This is a genomic window from Amycolatopsis sp. Poz14, from assembly GCF_006704225.1.
In the GTDB taxonomy this organism is placed as follows: domain Bacteria; phylum Actinomycetota; class Actinomycetes; order Mycobacteriales; family Pseudonocardiaceae; genus Amycolatopsis; species Amycolatopsis nivea.
Genome location: NZ_JACLHD010000001.1, coordinates 2,318,443 through 2,332,501 on the forward strand (window position 1 = coordinate 2,318,443; position 14,059 = coordinate 2,332,501).

At 69.1% G+C, this 14,059-nt stretch carries 17 protein-coding genes; 7 read left to right on the plus strand and 10 right to left on the minus strand.

The features are described 5' to 3' along the window. Positions 1-102 precede the first annotated feature (102 nt). Complete coding sequence (locus FKO37_RS11345; protein ID WP_238604430.1) at positions 103-624, plus strand: hypothetical protein; 522 nt, start codon at positions 103-105, stop codon at positions 622-624. Here FKO37_RS11345 and FKO37_RS11350 read toward each other — a convergent pair. Together FKO37_RS11350 and FKO37_RS11355 are read right to left on the minus strand one after the other, a co-directional pair. Further along, the gene (locus FKO37_RS11350; RefSeq protein WP_134728182.1) at positions 621-2,195 is read right to left on the minus strand and encodes a multicopper oxidase family protein; all 1,575 of its coding nucleotides are present in this window, start codon (positions 2,193-2,195) and stop codon (positions 621-623) included. The genes FKO37_RS11345 and FKO37_RS11350 overlap by 4 nt on opposite strands. After that, entirely contained in the window at positions 2,192-2,581 is a 390-nt protein-coding gene (locus FKO37_RS11355) for a hypothetical protein (RefSeq protein WP_205670168.1), read from the minus strand. The genes FKO37_RS11350 and FKO37_RS11355 overlap by 4 nt, the downstream gene beginning before the upstream one ends. 107 nt (positions 2,582-2,688) lie before the next feature. Between FKO37_RS11355 and FKO37_RS11360 the strand changes: the two genes are divergently transcribed. After that, a complete protein-coding gene (locus tag FKO37_RS11360) occupies positions 2,689-3,597 on the plus strand; it encodes a LysR family transcriptional regulator (RefSeq protein WP_037816965.1) in 909 nt (302 codons plus the stop codon). On the opposite strand, the gene FKO37_RS11365 is transcribed toward FKO37_RS11360, so the two are convergent. Both FKO37_RS11365 and FKO37_RS11370 read right to left on the minus strand, forming a co-directional pair. Then, positions 3,549-4,082, minus strand: a complete 534-nt coding sequence (locus FKO37_RS11365; RefSeq protein WP_205673075.1) for an NAD(P)H-dependent oxidoreductase — start codon at positions 4,080-4,082, stop codon at positions 3,549-3,551. The genes FKO37_RS11360 and FKO37_RS11365 overlap by 49 nt on opposite strands. Further along, on the minus strand, positions 4,079-5,146 hold the full coding sequence (locus FKO37_RS11370) for an LLM class flavin-dependent oxidoreductase (protein WP_238604431.1): 1,068 nt from the start codon (positions 5,144-5,146) through the stop codon (positions 4,079-4,081). Before FKO37_RS11370 ends, FKO37_RS11365 begins: the two co-directional genes overlap by 4 nt. A 131-nt stretch (positions 5,147-5,277) precedes the next feature. Here FKO37_RS11370 and FKO37_RS11375 point away from each other — a divergent pair, with 131 nt between their 5' ends. After that, entirely contained in the window at positions 5,278-5,718 is a 441-nt protein-coding gene (locus FKO37_RS11375; protein ID WP_238604432.1) for a MarR family winged helix-turn-helix transcriptional regulator, read from the plus strand. Between the two features lie 107 nt (positions 5,719-5,825). Beyond that, positions 5,826-6,761 (plus strand): helix-turn-helix transcriptional regulator, encoded by a 936-nt coding sequence (locus FKO37_RS11380; protein ID WP_051729262.1) that lies wholly within the window; start codon positions 5,826-5,828, stop codon positions 6,759-6,761. Here FKO37_RS11380 and FKO37_RS11385 read toward each other — a convergent pair. From FKO37_RS11385 to FKO37_RS11395, 3 genes are all read right to left on the minus strand, one after another. Beyond that, entirely contained in the window at positions 6,748-7,530 is a 783-nt protein-coding gene (locus tag FKO37_RS11385) for a hypothetical protein (protein WP_238604433.1), read from the minus strand. The two genes, FKO37_RS11380 and FKO37_RS11385, sit on opposite strands and share 14 nt — an antisense overlap. Before the next feature lie 9 nt (positions 7,531-7,539). Next, complete coding sequence (locus FKO37_RS11390) at positions 7,540-8,223, minus strand: papain-like cysteine protease family protein (protein ID WP_238604434.1); 684 nt, start codon at positions 8,221-8,223, stop codon at positions 7,540-7,542. A gap of 251 nt (positions 8,224-8,474) precedes the next feature. Then, positions 8,475-9,068: a TetR/AcrR family transcriptional regulator gene (locus FKO37_RS11395; RefSeq protein WP_043832696.1), complete on the minus strand. Its 594-nt coding sequence runs from the start codon at positions 9,066-9,068 to the stop codon at positions 8,475-8,477. A 78-nt stretch (positions 9,069-9,146) separates the two neighbouring features. Between FKO37_RS11395 and FKO37_RS11400 the strand changes: the two genes are divergently transcribed. Further along, on the plus strand, positions 9,147-9,638 hold the full coding sequence (locus tag FKO37_RS11400) for a DUF1453 domain-containing protein (RefSeq protein ID WP_238604435.1): 492 nt from the start codon (positions 9,147-9,149) through the stop codon (positions 9,636-9,638). A 6-nt stretch (positions 9,639-9,644) separates the two neighbouring features. On the opposite strand, the gene FKO37_RS11405 is transcribed toward FKO37_RS11400, so the two are convergent. Both FKO37_RS11405 and FKO37_RS11410 read right to left on the minus strand, forming a co-directional pair. Next, on the minus strand, positions 9,645-10,538 hold the full coding sequence (locus FKO37_RS11405) for a hypothetical protein (RefSeq protein ID WP_238604436.1): 894 nt from the start codon (positions 10,536-10,538) through the stop codon (positions 9,645-9,647). 58 nt (positions 10,539-10,596) lie between these two features. Then, a complete protein-coding gene (locus tag FKO37_RS11410) occupies positions 10,597-11,805 on the minus strand; it encodes a cytochrome P450 (RefSeq protein ID WP_238604437.1) in 1,209 nt (402 codons plus the stop codon). 93 nt (positions 11,806-11,898) lie between these two features. On the opposite strand from FKO37_RS11410, the gene FKO37_RS11415 reads away from it, so the two are divergent. After that, positions 11,899-12,696 (plus strand): thymidylate synthase, encoded by a 798-nt coding sequence (locus FKO37_RS11415; RefSeq protein ID WP_238604438.1) that lies wholly within the window; start codon positions 11,899-11,901, stop codon positions 12,694-12,696. Beyond that, positions 12,696-13,157: a dihydrofolate reductase gene (locus tag FKO37_RS11420; protein ID WP_238604439.1), complete on the plus strand. Its 462-nt coding sequence runs from the start codon at positions 12,696-12,698 to the stop codon at positions 13,155-13,157. The genes FKO37_RS11415 and FKO37_RS11420 overlap by 1 nt, the downstream gene beginning before the upstream one ends. Here the strand turns inward: FKO37_RS11420 and FKO37_RS11425 are convergent. Beyond that, positions 13,154-14,056 carry an LD-carboxypeptidase gene (locus FKO37_RS11425; protein ID WP_238604440.1) on the minus strand — a complete coding sequence of 301 codons (903 nt, stop codon included), beginning with the start codon at positions 14,054-14,056 and terminating at the stop codon, positions 13,154-13,156. The two genes, FKO37_RS11420 and FKO37_RS11425, sit on opposite strands and share 4 nt — an antisense overlap. Positions 14,057-14,059: the final 3 nt, after the last annotated feature.

Genomic DNA, 14,059 nt, shown 5'->3' on the forward strand with positions numbered 1-14,059 from the left:
GCCGGAATCAGATTCCCTCAATGAGCCCTTCACGGACGGTCCGGGACCGGTCCCCTCCGCACCGGGCTAGGTTTGCCGCCTCGGTGGCGAAGGAGGGGCCTGGTGGCGGAGCGAACGGTCGAGCGGACGAGGCGGTTACCGGCGGGCGCGGCACTCGCGATCGCGTTCGCGGTACTGGTTGCCGTCCGCGAAACGGTGTTCCTGATCTGGCCGTCCGCCACAGTGGACTCCGTCCAGCCGAGCGGCCGCTGGGACACGGTCGACGCGCTGTCGTTGATCGCGATGTACATGCCCGCCGACGACGGCACCCTTTCGGTCAGCATGCTCGGCGGACTCGTCAGCCAGGTCCTCTGCGGAGTGTGCTGCCTGGCCGGCGCGATGCTGCTGGCGCTGCGCAACCCGCTCGGCCGGACGCTCGTGCTGCTCGGCGCGGGCAGCAGACTGCTGGTGGTCGCGGTCGCCATGGTCGTCGCGTTCGTGCCGATCGACGGCAGCCGGGTGCTCGACCCGGGCGGCGCGTCTCTGGTCTCGTTCTTCCTGATCGACGCGGACTGGGTGCTGCCGCTGCTGGTGTGCGCGTTCGCGACCGGCCGACGCGTCAAAACCTGGTTGCGACCGGGCTAAACGGTCTTGAACGTGGCCATCATCCCCATGTCCTCGTGCTCGGCGTTGTGGCAATGGAACATGTACCGCCCGCGGTACCCGTCGAATCGCGCGATCACCTCGACCGCTTCGCCGGGCCGAAGGTCCACAGTGTCCTTCCGGCCCGCGTCGTGCGGCGCGGGATCCTTGCCGCCGCGGGAAAGCACTTGGAAGTGCACCAGATGCAGGTGGATCGGATGGTGCAGGTCCGCGACGAACCGCCAGATCTCGACGTCGCCGAGTTTCGGCTGAGCCGCGATCTTCGTCGGAGTGAAGGCCTCGCCGCCGATCGTCCAGCCGTGCCTGCCGTTGAACTGTCCACTTCGGAACGCGAACTCGCGGGTCACCGTCGCTTGTGCCCGGTCGAGTCGCTCCATTTCGGACAGTTTCGCCGGAATGTGGCTGTCGTCTTTCGCCCGGCGGGTGACGCGGAACCGCATTACCTGTGCGGTGGAACCGGTTCCGAGACGGTTGACCAGCGTCACCTCAGTACCCACCGGATATGCGCCGAAGTCGACCACCATGTCGTACCGTTCGGCAGGCGCGATCGGCAGGTGCTCGTGGCCGCGCGGGGCGTCGAGCAAGCCTTGATCCGACCCGATCTGCGTGAACGCGGGTCCGCTCGGCGGCGGCGGGTTGAGGGCGAGATCGTACCGGCGAGCGTTGGAACCGTTGAGGAATCGCAGGCGATGCCGGGTCGCCGACACTTCCGCGACCGGCCATGGCGCGCCGTTCACCAGCAGTACGTCGCCGAGAACGCCTGCCGCGTAAGCGTCTTCCACTCCCGGCACGGTTCGCAACGAAGGATCCAACGACGGGTATCGCATCGATCCGTCTTCGGCGAACGCGCGGTCGGTGATCATGAGCGGCATCTCTCGCTCGCCGCGCGGCAGTGGCAACGCGTCTTCCTCGGCGTCGCGGACGATGTGCAGTCCAGCGAGTCCGCGGTACACGGCCGGACCGGTGAAATCCATTCGGTGGTCGTGATACCAGAGCATCGCGGCCTTTTGCTGCAACGGATACGTGTACTCGCGGGTGCCGGTGGTGACGACGGCGTCCGGGTCGGCCATCCCCGAATGCCCGTGTCCGGCACCGGCGAGATACCGGCCGTCGGCGGGCAACACGAGGTCAGTGGCGTAACCGTCGGACTCCGGTGGCGTGCGCCCGCCGTGGAGATGCACGACGGTCGGGACCGGAAGTTCGTTGCGGTGCCGGACAATCGTCGTCCGGCCGCTGCGGGATTCGATTGTCGGCCCGGGGAAAGTTCCTTGGTAACCCCAGATCGGAGTGCGCAGTCCAGGCAGAATTTCCGCGGTGCTGGCCCGTTGCACGATTTCGTACCGGTCGACGCCGCCATCGCGGGAGACCGGGTTCAGCACCGGCGGCAGCGGCAACGGCACCTGAAACGGTTGCGGCAGCGGCACTTCGCTGGTCAGCAGCTCGCCGGTGGCCGCGGCCGGCCGCAACAACCGCGGGGTGACGAACCCGGCCGTGAGCACCACTCCGGCACCGCCCGCCAGCCCGAGAAACCGGCGGCGCGACATCCCGCTCATCGCCGGGCCCCAGTCCGCCAGATGCCGAACAGCGTCCCGAGCGCGATCGCGACCAGTGCGACGCCGAGCGGAATGTGCAGGTCAAGGGCACCGGCCTGCCCGGCGAAGTACTGTGCGGTCTCGCCGCCGGCCAGCAGCAGGCTCGCCCAGAACGGCCACTGGACGCCGCCGCGCCACCAATACAGCGCGGCGGGCACGAGCTGCACCAGCGCGACCGTCGACACGATGTTCGCGCCGAGTTCGTGCATCGCCAGCATGCTGTAGTCGCCGATCAAATACCGTCCGGCGAACACCGGCTGACCCAGGATCGCGACGGCGTGCACCGTCACGACGACCCGCATCACCACCAGCAACGTCCGCCCGCGTGTCCGGGCCGCTTCGGCCACCGTTCCCCCTAGTGCGCGTAAGAATTTCCCCGTTCAGACGCTAAGCTGAACTTCTCATGCCGTCCAAGACCAGAATCGCCATGTATTCATGACCTCGGAGCTATGAGATGGACCTGCTGCAACTGCGCTACTTCCAGGCGGTCGCCTACCGCGGCCACCTCAGCCAGGCGGCGGCCGAGCTGCACATCGCGCAGCCGTCGTTGAGCCGGGCGATCGCGCGGCTGGAGGCGGATCTCGGCGTGCCGCTGTTCGAGCGGGCCGGGCGGGGGCTGCGGCTCAACCACTTCGGCACCACGTTCCTGCGCCGCGTCGACCGGGCCCTGCGCGAACTCGACGACGCCCGCCAGGAACTCGTCGATCTGGCCGGTCTGGACCACGGCCGGGTCGCCGTCGCGTCGGAAACCCTGCTCACCCTCACCGGCCTGATGAGCGCCTTCCGCGCGGAGTACCCCGGCGTCGAACTGCGGCTGTACCAATCCTCGGCGGAAACCATGGCGCAGCAGTTGTGCGCGGGCGAGGTCGATCTGTGCTTCGCCTCGCAGCCGCTGCAGCAGCCGGGCCTCCAAGCGCGGGAACTGCTGCGCGAGGAGGTGATTCTCGCCGTGCCGAGCACGCACCGGCTCGCGCGGCGCAAACGCGTGCGGATGGCGGACCTCGCGAACGAGCCCATGGTGACTACGCGCCCCGGCTACTGGCCGCGCACCCTCTCCGACCGCCTCTTCGCCGAAGCCGGGCTGGAACCGAACTACTCCTGCGAGAGCGACGAACCCGGCGCGACCGGTCAGCTGATCGCGAGCGGGCTGGGGATCGGGCTGGTGCCGGAGGTCGCCCGACAGGCCGCCAAGGACGAGGCAGCCGTCGGGCTGGAGCTGGACGCTCCGGATTGCTATCGGACCTTGACCGTGGTGCAGCGTGCGGACGCGTACCTTTCCGCTGCGGCACAACGGTTGACGGAGTTCGCGATGGACTACTTCGGCACGGGAAGGTACCGGCCCGCGGACTCGAGCGCGATCTGAATCCTCCCGTGCACGCGCGGATTCAACAGCACCGTTCCGTCGAAATCCCCGCTGGACGCGAAGATCGCGACCGGCAGTGTGAGGGCCTGGAAGAACCCGAACAACGGCCGCAGCGCGTGCTCCAGCACGAGTGCGTGATGGTCGCCGCCGCCGGTCGCGGCAAGCAGGACGGGTTTGTCGACGAGCGCGTATTGGTCGACCAGATCGAAGAACTGCTTGAACATCCCGGGATACGAACCGCGGAACACCGGCGTCGCCGCGATCAGCAAGTCGGCTTCTTCGGCGCTCCGCAACGCGGCCTCGACCTCGGGCGGCGCGTCCGAGCGTTCGACGGTTTCGCCGAGCCCCAGCCGGTACACGTCGATCCGGGACGCCTCGACGGGGACCAGCTTGCCGAGCGTTTCCAGGATGACGTCCACCAACCCCATCGTCTTGGACGGCCGGCTCGGGCTCCCGTTGACGACCACCACCCGCAGCCCGCTCACGACGCGATCTCCCACCGCACCACCGGGGCGACCTCGGTGCCGAGCCGTTCGATCGCGGCGAGGTGCTCCTTCTGCGGCATCCCGCCGAACCCGAGCTGGATCAACGCCCGGTTCAGCCCGTAGACCTCGTGGTAGGCAAGCAGTTTCTCGATCAGCTCCGCCGGACTGCCCACCAGCAGCGCCGACCCGGGCGACGCCTGCGCTTCGAAGGCGGACCGGGAGATCCGCATCCCGACCCCGCGCTGATGATTGTTCTCCAGCATGCCCTGCGCGAAGTAGGGATACATGGTTTCGCGCGCCTCCTGGCTAGTGCGCCCGACATACCCGTGCACGTTGATGCTGAGCGACGCCGGCTCGTGCCCGGCTTCCCGCGCCGCCTGCTGGTAGAGCGCCGCGGTCTGCTCGTGCTGGGTCAGCGGTCCCAGCAGCGCCGCCATCGCCATCGGCAGCCCGCGCCGGCCGGTGCTGACCGCCGATGCCGCGGACCCGCCGACACCCACCCAGATCGGCAGGCCGTCCGCGCGCGGCGCGATGTCGGCGTCATCGAGCGGTGCCCGGAACTTTCCCTTCCAGGTCAACGGGTTCTGCTCGCGGATGGCCAGCAGGAGGTCGAGCTTTTCGCGGAAGAGATCGGCGTAATCGGCGAGGTCGTAGCCGAAGAGCGGGAAGGATTCGGTGTACGACCCGCGGCCCGCGATGATCTCGGCCCGGCCCGCGGACAGCAGGTCGATCGTCGCGAACTGCTCCCACACCCGCACCGGGTCCTCGGAACTCAGCACGGTCACCGCGCTGGTCAGCCGGATCCGCTCGGTTCGCTCGGCCGCCGCGGCGAGCAGGACCGAGGGCGCGGACCCGACGAAGTCGGTGCGGTGGTGCTCGCCGGCGCCGAAGACGTCCAGTCCGACCTGGTCGGCGAGTTGTGCCTGCTCGATCGTCTCGCGTGCCCGCTGGCGCGGCGAGGGGAGCGACCCGGTGACCGGGTCTTTGGTGAGTTCGGCGAAGGTCAGGATGCCGATTTCGAACGGTCGCGGTCCGGCGGCCGGGGGATTCTGCGGTTCAGCCATCGTCGGTGCTCCTTTCCGGCGCCCGGTCGCACGCCGCGGCCGGGCCTGTCCGGGTTAACCTGTCTGCGCAGACAACTATTTCCGGCGAAGGCCGTGCTCACCCGTTTGCCGGGCCCGGTTACCGTGTCGGCATGGCGAGCGACGGGCTGCGAGACCTGGAACAGGAGGCGTGGAGCGGGTTCCTCTTCACGCACGAGCGGCTGTGGCGCGCGCTGGCGGACGGGCTCGCGCCGCTGAACGTGAGCATGGCGGAGTACAGCGTGCTGGCCCTGCTGGCGGAGGCGGGCGACGCGGGCATGCGGATGACCGACCTCGCTCAGCGCCGCCTGATGTCCACCGGCGGCTTCACCCGGCTGGCCGACCGTCTCGCCGGCCGCGGGCTGATCGAGCGCCGCCAATCGGCGGTGGACGCCCGCAGCTTCGACGCGGTGCTGACCGCGCAGGGCCGCGCGCTGATGCGCAAGGCCCGCCGTCGCCACCACGAGGACCTGCGGACGCTGTTCTTCGACCGGCTGGACGACGAGCAGTTGCGCCTTCTGGCGGCTGTCTGGCGCGATCTCGGGGACCGCTAAGCCCGCGCAAGCGGGGTGATTTGTCCGATTCTCGACCATGGACGGTTGTTGCTCGCTCACGAACTGCTCATGCTGAACAGCTATTCGGCACGAGCAGGGGAAGCCAGATGCAGCAGCAGAGCTTGGCGGTCCGGTGGTCGGCGCGAACAGTCCGGTCCGGCCCGTTTCACCGTGCGTTGTCCGAGGCTGTCGACCGGCGCGGGTTGTCCCTGTCGCGGCTCCGCGCGCATCTCGCCGCGCACGGGGTGTCGGTCGCCGAGTCCACGCTGAGTTACTGGCAGCGCGGTTTGCGCAGCCCGTCCGCGCCCCGGTCGCTCGATGTCGTGCGCGCTCTGGAGTCGGTGCTGAACCTGCCGCCGGACAGCCTCGTGGTGCTGATCGGACCGCACCGCAGCGCGGACGCCGACCGCAGGCCGTCGCTGCCGGAACTCCAGCAGAGCTGGGCGGAGACGTTCGCGCTGCGCGACGAGTTGAGCGGAACGCCCGGCGTCGAGGAGAACGCGGACCTGGACGTCGCGACGGTGGTCGACGTGCTGACGCTCGGTGCGCAAGGCCGGACCGCGGAGATCTCGTCGACCATGGTGGTGCGCGCGCGAAGATCCGGCCCGGACAGCTTCCTGGTGACGCACCAGGACGAGGACGGCAGCGACGTCACGGCGACCGAGATCATCGCGGTCGACGGCTGCCGGGTCGGGCGGGTGCGGCGCAGCGCGCGGTCGGCCGGAATGGTGTTCGAATTGCTCTTCGACCGCGGCCTCGCCGAGGGGGAGACGCACACGTTCGGGTTCACCCTGCGTCCCGCCGCCTCGGTCCGGCCGGGGAATTTCCACCGGGTCGTGCGCTCCCGCATGTCGGCATACCTGCTGCGGCTGCGCTTCGACCCGGCCGCGCTGCCGGCGCGCTGCCTGCGGACCGTCCGGCCGAGGGAGGACCTGGAACTGCTGGTCCGCGAGCCGCTGTTCTGCGGGCCGGGGAACACGGTCAGCGCCTACTTCGAGGAACTCGGCGTGGGCATCGCCGGGGTCGACCTCATTTGGGACTGATCCGCCGCTTCCTCCAGCGCCACCCCAGGAACGCGCCGCCGAGCACCACCGCGGAGCCGAGCACGATCAGCCCGACGACCAGCGAACCGGCCGGTCCGGTGTCGCGCTGGAGGGTCTGCTTGAACCCGAGCCCGCCGCCGCGCTGGTAATCCGAGCCGGGCTGCTTGTCGGCGTACCGGGAGTGCACCTGCTGCTGGTACTCGGCGATCGGCATGAACTGGCCGACCGGCGACTGCGGGAGGCTGGCCTGGAGCAGCACGACGCCGTCGCGGCCGAGGTCGTACCACCCGTTGATCTGCGGTTCGTTCAGCAGCACCGAACCCGGGCGCAGCCGGGCGCTGAGCGCCTCCTCGTCGTTGCCGGACAACACGTTCCCGACCGACCAGCCGGTCGGCGCGGCGTGGTCGGGCGCGGCGCGGAGGGTGGCTTTCGCGCCGGTGGCCGCGGTGGCCGTCACCGCGATCGCCCGCAGCACCCCGGCCGGCGCTCCCGGTTTCGCGGCGACGAAGTCCGGGTTGAGCGTGTAGACCGGGAAACCCTTGTGCTCCAGGGTGATCCGGCCCGGATCGGCGTGCCCGACCTGCCGGAAGTTCGACTTGGCGAAACTGATCGCGCGCGTCGTTTCCGCGGCTTTGACCGCGGCCGCGACGTCCTGCTCCGACGGCGGCGCGACCCACGAGGCCCCGGCGGCCTCGACGGGACCGGCGGACAGGAGCGCCGCGACCGCGATCGCCGCGCCGGCGGCGAACTTCCGGCAGATCTCACCCATGGCGGCTCGTCAGCCCTTCTTGATGTTGACGATGGTGTCGTTCCAGGTGAACTGGGCGTTGCTGCGGTACTGGTTGTAGTCCCAGGTCTGGTACCGCTCGTAGCTCGGCCACGGGTCGCCGACCATCAGCGACTGGTTCGAGCTGTCGTAGCCGTAGATCACCTCGGCGTGCCCGCCGCCGGAGGTCCAGTAGATGCCGGTCAGGTTCAGGATCCCGGAGTTGACCTGGTTCTGGATCGACGAGTAGCTGATCGGCCCGTTCGCGTCCTGCGCGGAGAACCCGGTGCCCTGGAAGCCCTGCACGATCTCGTAGATCTGGCCGCCCTCGTTCGGGCAGTACCCGGCCTGGGTGCCCTTGCCCGCCGCGCAGAACTCGGCCTGCGAGGCGGTGCCGCCCTGCGACTGCTCGATGCTGGAGCCGTCCGCCGCCCAGCACCACTGGTCGTTTTCCTGCACCTGCTGGTTGTATTCGAGCTGCTTCGACACGGGCAGCGCCGCGGCGCGCATGCCGCCGCCGACCGGCTGGACCTCGCGCACCTGGGTGTGCGTGGCGGTCTTGATGAGGCCGTTCGGCTGGTGCGCGTCGTTGGTCGACTGGGCCAGCGCGGTGCCCGGCAGCAACGCCACGGCAAGCGCGGCTGCCCCGGTCGCCGCCGTGATCCGGACTGTCCTCCGGGTGGGTCGGTAATCCATCGAATCTCCTTGTGCCAGACGGGGAAGGGAGCTCGCCGGGATGCCCCGGCCGAGCATCACTGTGTGCTCGCCCACTCCCGCAGAGCAACGGCTCCGGCACGCGGTGTGAGTGTTCACAGCCGGTTCCGCGGGGAAATGACTGGCACCGCCGCGGTTTCGCTCACCGCGGCGACAGGGAATTCGCAATATTCACAGCGCGTTCACAAGCGATGAATCGCGCTCGCGGGGGTTTGTCCACAAGGGACCCGGGGTTACGGCAGGCTTCGCCGCAGCGCGGTGACGAGCAGTTCCGGCGGCGTCGATTCGGGGTGCAGAACCGCCTGCATGGTCAGTCCGTCGAGCAGCGCGGACAGGCGGACCGCTTCGACGGTCAGGTCCAGTTCCCCGGGCAGCCGGCCGAGCGCGACGGCCTCGCGCAGGATTCGCGTGATCAGGTCGCGCAGGTTCTGGTGCTGCGCGTCGGCACTCGCGCGAAACGCCGGACGGGTGCGCGCGGCGACGGTGAACGCCAGCCAGGCCATCGCCTCGTCCCGGCGTTCGTCGTCGAGCGGGAGGAACTCGGCGAGCAGGTCTTCGACCAGCGTCCGGCGACCGGTTTCGGCGGCGAGCAGCCGGTCCGCGCGAACCGCGACGCGCTCGCCGATCCGGCGGCCGAGCTGGTCCATGGTGAAGATCATCATCGCTTCGTGGTCGGCGAAGTAATGCCGGATCGACCCGATCGCGAGGCCCGCTTCCTTGGCCACGTTGCCGAGCGTCGCGCCTTCGACCCCGGAGCGGCGCACTACCCGGACCACGGCTTCGCTGACAGCTTTGCGGCGGTCTTCCGGCACCACGATCTTGGGCATGGTTGCGTTTATAGCACGGTGGTGCCACGATGGATTTGGCATGCAAGTGCTAAAACGCGTCCTGGGGGAGGGTCCGTGATGAGCGGATGGGTACTCGTGAGCTTGGCAGTCGGTGTCGTAGTGATGCTGGTGTTCCGGATGCTCGGGGAGCCGTTGAACTGGCGTGACACCGTCGCGCCGCCGATCGTGCTGATCGCGATCGGCGTCGCGGGTGTCGTCGGGTTCAAGGGTCTGACCAGCGCTGACGTGTGGTGGATTGTCGGCAGCTGCGTGGTCGGTCTCGCCTTCGGAGCGGCGCGCGGCGCGACGATCCGGCTGTATGCGAAGAAGGGCGAACTGTGGCAGCGCTACCGGAAATCGAGCCTCGCGCTGTTCGTGCTCGGCGTTGCCGTCTCGATCGGATTCACTGTGCTGGCAGTGAAATGCGGCATGCACGAACAGGCGAGGCCCTACCAGTTGGCGATCGGGGTCAGCTTCGCCGGAGAAGCGCTGGTGCTCATCCCGCGCGGGCTGGCCTCGGAGGTGCCATTCGCGAGGGACAAAGAACGGCGATGGCTTCCGTCCCGATGAATCCGCTTAGGACAGTTCGGCCTGGCGTCCCTTCAACTCGGCAATGACCTGATCAAACACGGCGCGATGGGCTTCCAATCGCGAGAGCGTCAGGCTGATCGATTCCTGCACTTCTGGCACGTCCTTGGCGGCGATCTCCACGTGGTCCGCTCGCTCAGCAGTAGTTGTCCCGACGGTCAACGGACGATCGGCGCGCGGAAGAAGCCGCCCTTGCGGTTCCCGATCGAGCCAGGACGCCATGTCCCGCATCTCGTCCTCCAGCCGCACCGTCCACGACTGCCGTTGTCGTTCGGTCCGGCCCGGATCGCGGCGTTCCCAGCCCGCGACGACCATGTCCTCGATGGCCGCGGCGGCGGTGCGGCACGCGACTTCCAGGCGGGGCAACGGATCCAGTCCGACTGCCGAGATCTCCTCCAGGATCGGTTCGCCCGCGGTCCACACCCCGTCGACCGTGTGGGTTTCGGCGACGTCGTGCGCGGTGGCGAGCAACGCGCTGATCGCCTCGCGCACCTTCGCGACATCGGCCGGGTCCAGATCCTCGTCGGTCAGCCGATGCGGTGATTCGGTGCGCGGCGGGCGTTCCTTGGCCGGCCAGGAACGCGTCCCGCCGCGCCGCCGGTAGTGCTGCTGCATCGCCTGTTTGGACCGGTTGCCGTACTCCGCCCCCAGCTGTTCCCAGGTCCAGCCGCGGTCGAGGACCGATTCGATCAGCGTGACCTCAGCGCGGTCCAGGTCTTGCCGGACGTCGGGGACCAGGTGCAACGCGCCCGCCGCGTCCTCGGCGCTCAGGTCCTCGCCGGGCGGGCGGCCGGATCTCGCCGCGCGGACCAGTTCGGCGAGGAAGGGGTTCTCGCGTTGCCGGAAGTACCGGGTGGCCATTGCCTGCACGGAGTCCGTCATGGTCGTCAACGTATCGGTTGACGCAGGCGTGCGTCAACCGATACGTTGACGACAGGTGTCACCAGGTCACGGGCAGTTCGTGAACGCCGTAGATGTTCATGCCGGTCCGCAGCGGCACCTCCTCCGGCGGGACGGCGAGGGCGAGCGTCGGGAAGCGGTGCAGCAGCCCGGCGAATCCCGCGCGCATTTCGATCCGGGCGAGCTGCTGTCCGAGGCATTGGTGCACGCCGTGGCCGAACGACACATGCGTGCGCGCATTCCGTTTGACGTCGAGCTCGTCGCCTTCGGGAAAACGCGAAGGATCGCGGTTGGCGGCCAGCATCGAAATGAGGACGGTCGATCCCTTGCTGATCTTTTCGCCGCCGAGTTCGAGGTCTTCGGACGCGTAACGGAACAGAACGTCGACCACCGCCAGATAGCGCAGCAGTTCCTCGACCGCGCCCGGAATCAGATCCGGGTCGGCGCGCAGTGCGGCCATTTGCCCGGGATTTTCCAGCAGCGCGAAAGTGCCGAGCGCCAGCATGTTCGCCGTGGTTTCGTGCCCGGCGAGCAGCAGCAGGAAGCCGATGCCGACCAGTTCCTCGATGCTCAGGTCGTCGTCGCGGGCCAGGTCGGACAGGATGTCGGCCCCGGGGTCCGCGCGCTTGTCGGCCGCCAGCTTTCCGAGGTATGAAGTGAGCGCCGTCCAGGCAGCCATTTTGTCCTCGATGCTCTGGTCCCGGAGCATCATCTGCGTGGAGTTCTTCTGGAACGTCTCCCGGTCGGAATACGGGACGCCCAGCATTTCGCAAATCACCAGCGAAGGAACCGGAAGCGCGAATTCCTGCACCAGATCGGCAGGCCGCGGGCATTCGGCGAGATGATCGAGCTGCCGCTGCGCGATTTCGGCGATGTGCTCCTCGAGCTGTTTCATCCGGTTGACGGTGAACGCGCCGGTGAGCTTCCGGCGCAGCCGGGTGTGGTCCGGCGGGTCCATCGTGATGAACAGGCCGGGCACCTGCGGCGACGGATCGAACTCCTGCTGCGCCTCGGGCATGCTCGGCGTTTCGTAGGGCACGTGCACCGCGCCGAGGTCCTGGCGCGAGCTGAACCGCGGGTCGGCGAGCGCCTGGCGGACCGCGTCGTAGCCGGTGACCAGCCAGCCGTCGTGCCCGTCCGGGAACTTCAGCGGGCTCACCGGCCGGGTCTCCCGCAGCCGGGTGATGGCGGACGGCGGGGCGAACGGGCCTGCGTCGCGTTCGAGCGGCAGGCCGGGCGGGCGGGTCATCTTCGGGTCCCCTCTCGGTGGTGGTGCGACCAGCGTCACCGCGGCGGCTGATATCCCGCTGACACGGCGCTGGCTCGACTACCATCCGCAGACATGCCGGACACGCAGTACGAAGACCTGCTTCAGCACGTGCTCGACACCGGAGCCGCGAAGGGCGACCGCACCGGTACGGGCACGCGGTCGATTTTCGGGCACCAGCTGCGCTACCGGCTGGCCGACGGATTCCCGCTGATCACCACCAAAAAGGTGCACTTCCGGTCCATCGCGTACGAACTGCTGTGGTTCCTGCGCGGCGACTCGAACGTCACTTGGCTGCGTGACCACGGCGTCACGATCTGGGACGAATGGGCGGCCCCGGACGGCGACCTCGGCCCGGTGTACGGCGTGCAGTGGCGGTCCTGGCCGACCCCCGACGGCGGGCACGTCGACCAGATCAGCGATGTCCTGCGTACTCTGCGCGAGAACCCGGACTCCCGGCGGATCATCGTGTCGGCCTGGAACGTCGGCGACATCCCGCAGATGGCGCTGCCGCCATGCCACGCGTTCTTCCAGTTCTACGTCGCCAACGGCGAACTGTCCTGCCAGCTGTACCAGCGCAGCGCGGACCTGTTCCTCGGCGTGCCGTTCAACATCGCGAGCTACGCCCTGCTGACGCACATGATCGCCGACCAGGTCGGTCTGCGCGTCGGCGATTTCATCTGGACCGGCGGCGACTGCCACATCTACGACAACCACGTGGACCAGGTGCGCAAGCAGCTTTCCCGGGACGCGCGGCCGTTCCCGACGCTGAGCCTGAAGCCGGCGGAGAGCCTGTTCGACTACCGCTACGAGGACATCTCGCTGGAGGGCTACGACCCGCACCCCGGCATCAAGGCTCCGGTGGCCGTCTGATGATCGGACTCATCTGGGCGCAGGCGGCGAACCGCGTCATCGGGCGCGACAACGCGTTGCCGTGGCACATCCCGGAGGACATGAAGCACTTCCGCACGGTGACCGCGGGCGCGACGGTGCTCATGGGACGCCGCACGTGGGAGTCGCTGCCCGACCGCGTCCGGCCGTTGCCCGGGCGACGGAACCTCGTGGTCTCCCGCACGCCGCAGGAGGGCGCGGAGACGTTCCCTGACCTGGAGCAAGCGTTTGCGGCCGCTGAAGGCGACGTCTGGGTGATGGGCGGCGCGCGGATTTACCAGGAGTCGCTGCCGTTCGCCGACCGGATCGAGGTGACCGAACTCCGGGAGTCCTTCGAGGGCGACGTCTACGCGCCGGAGATCGGCCGGGAACCGGACACGGTCGGCGAGTGGCAGGAGTCGAAGAACGGGCTGCACTACCGGCACCTCAGCTGGGGCGCTTAACTGACTGCGGGCCCGACGGCGAGCGTGTCCCCGTCGATCTTCGCGACTGGTCCGAGCGGGATCGACAACGGGTCGTCGCCGTGGCCGACATCGATGCCGCCGAGTACCGGGACGTCCAGCGTGCCGAGCCGGTCGCGCAGCACGTCCAGCACGGTCCAGCCGCGGTCGGTGTAGTCCTCGAACCCGGGGAACCGGCCGAGCGCGACCCCGCGCAGACCGCGCAGCGAACCGGACCGCATGAGGTGCGTCAGCTGCCGGTCGACCTGGCCGAGCCCGATCGCGCGCGGGGCTTCGAGGAACAGGATCGCGCCGTCGAGACTGGGCAGTCCGGCTCCGATGAACCCGATGACGGTGCCGAGATGTCCGCCGACCAGGTTCCCGGTGGCGGTGCCGGGGAACGAGACCGCGGCGGTGAGCGCGTCCGGATCCCGGTGCAGCGTCGTGGGCTCGGTCTCGAACAGCAGCCGCCGGGTCGATTCGGCGGAGCGCGCACCGGCGAGGAAACCGTGGATCCCGGCGATCCGGCAGTGCCGCCAGAGCGCGAGGTGCAGGTTGGTGATGTCGCTGAACCCCATGAGCGGCTTGGGATCCGCCCGGACGGCGGCGAAATCGATCCCGTCGGCGATCCGGTACGCCCCGGCCCCGCCGCGGGTCGCGATGACCGCGCGCACGCCGGGATCGCGGTAGGCGGCGTTGAGATCGGCGAGCCGGTCCTCGTCGAGACCGGCGAGGTAACCGTGCCGGTCGAGGGCGTGCTCGCCGACCTCGACGGTGAGGCCCCAGCTTTCCAGCGTCCGCACGGATTCCGCGAGCAGTTCTTCGGTGGGCCAGCTGGCGGGGGAGACGAGCCGGACCCGGTCTCCTCGTCGGAGCAGGGGCGGCCGCACGGCGTCGGTCACCCG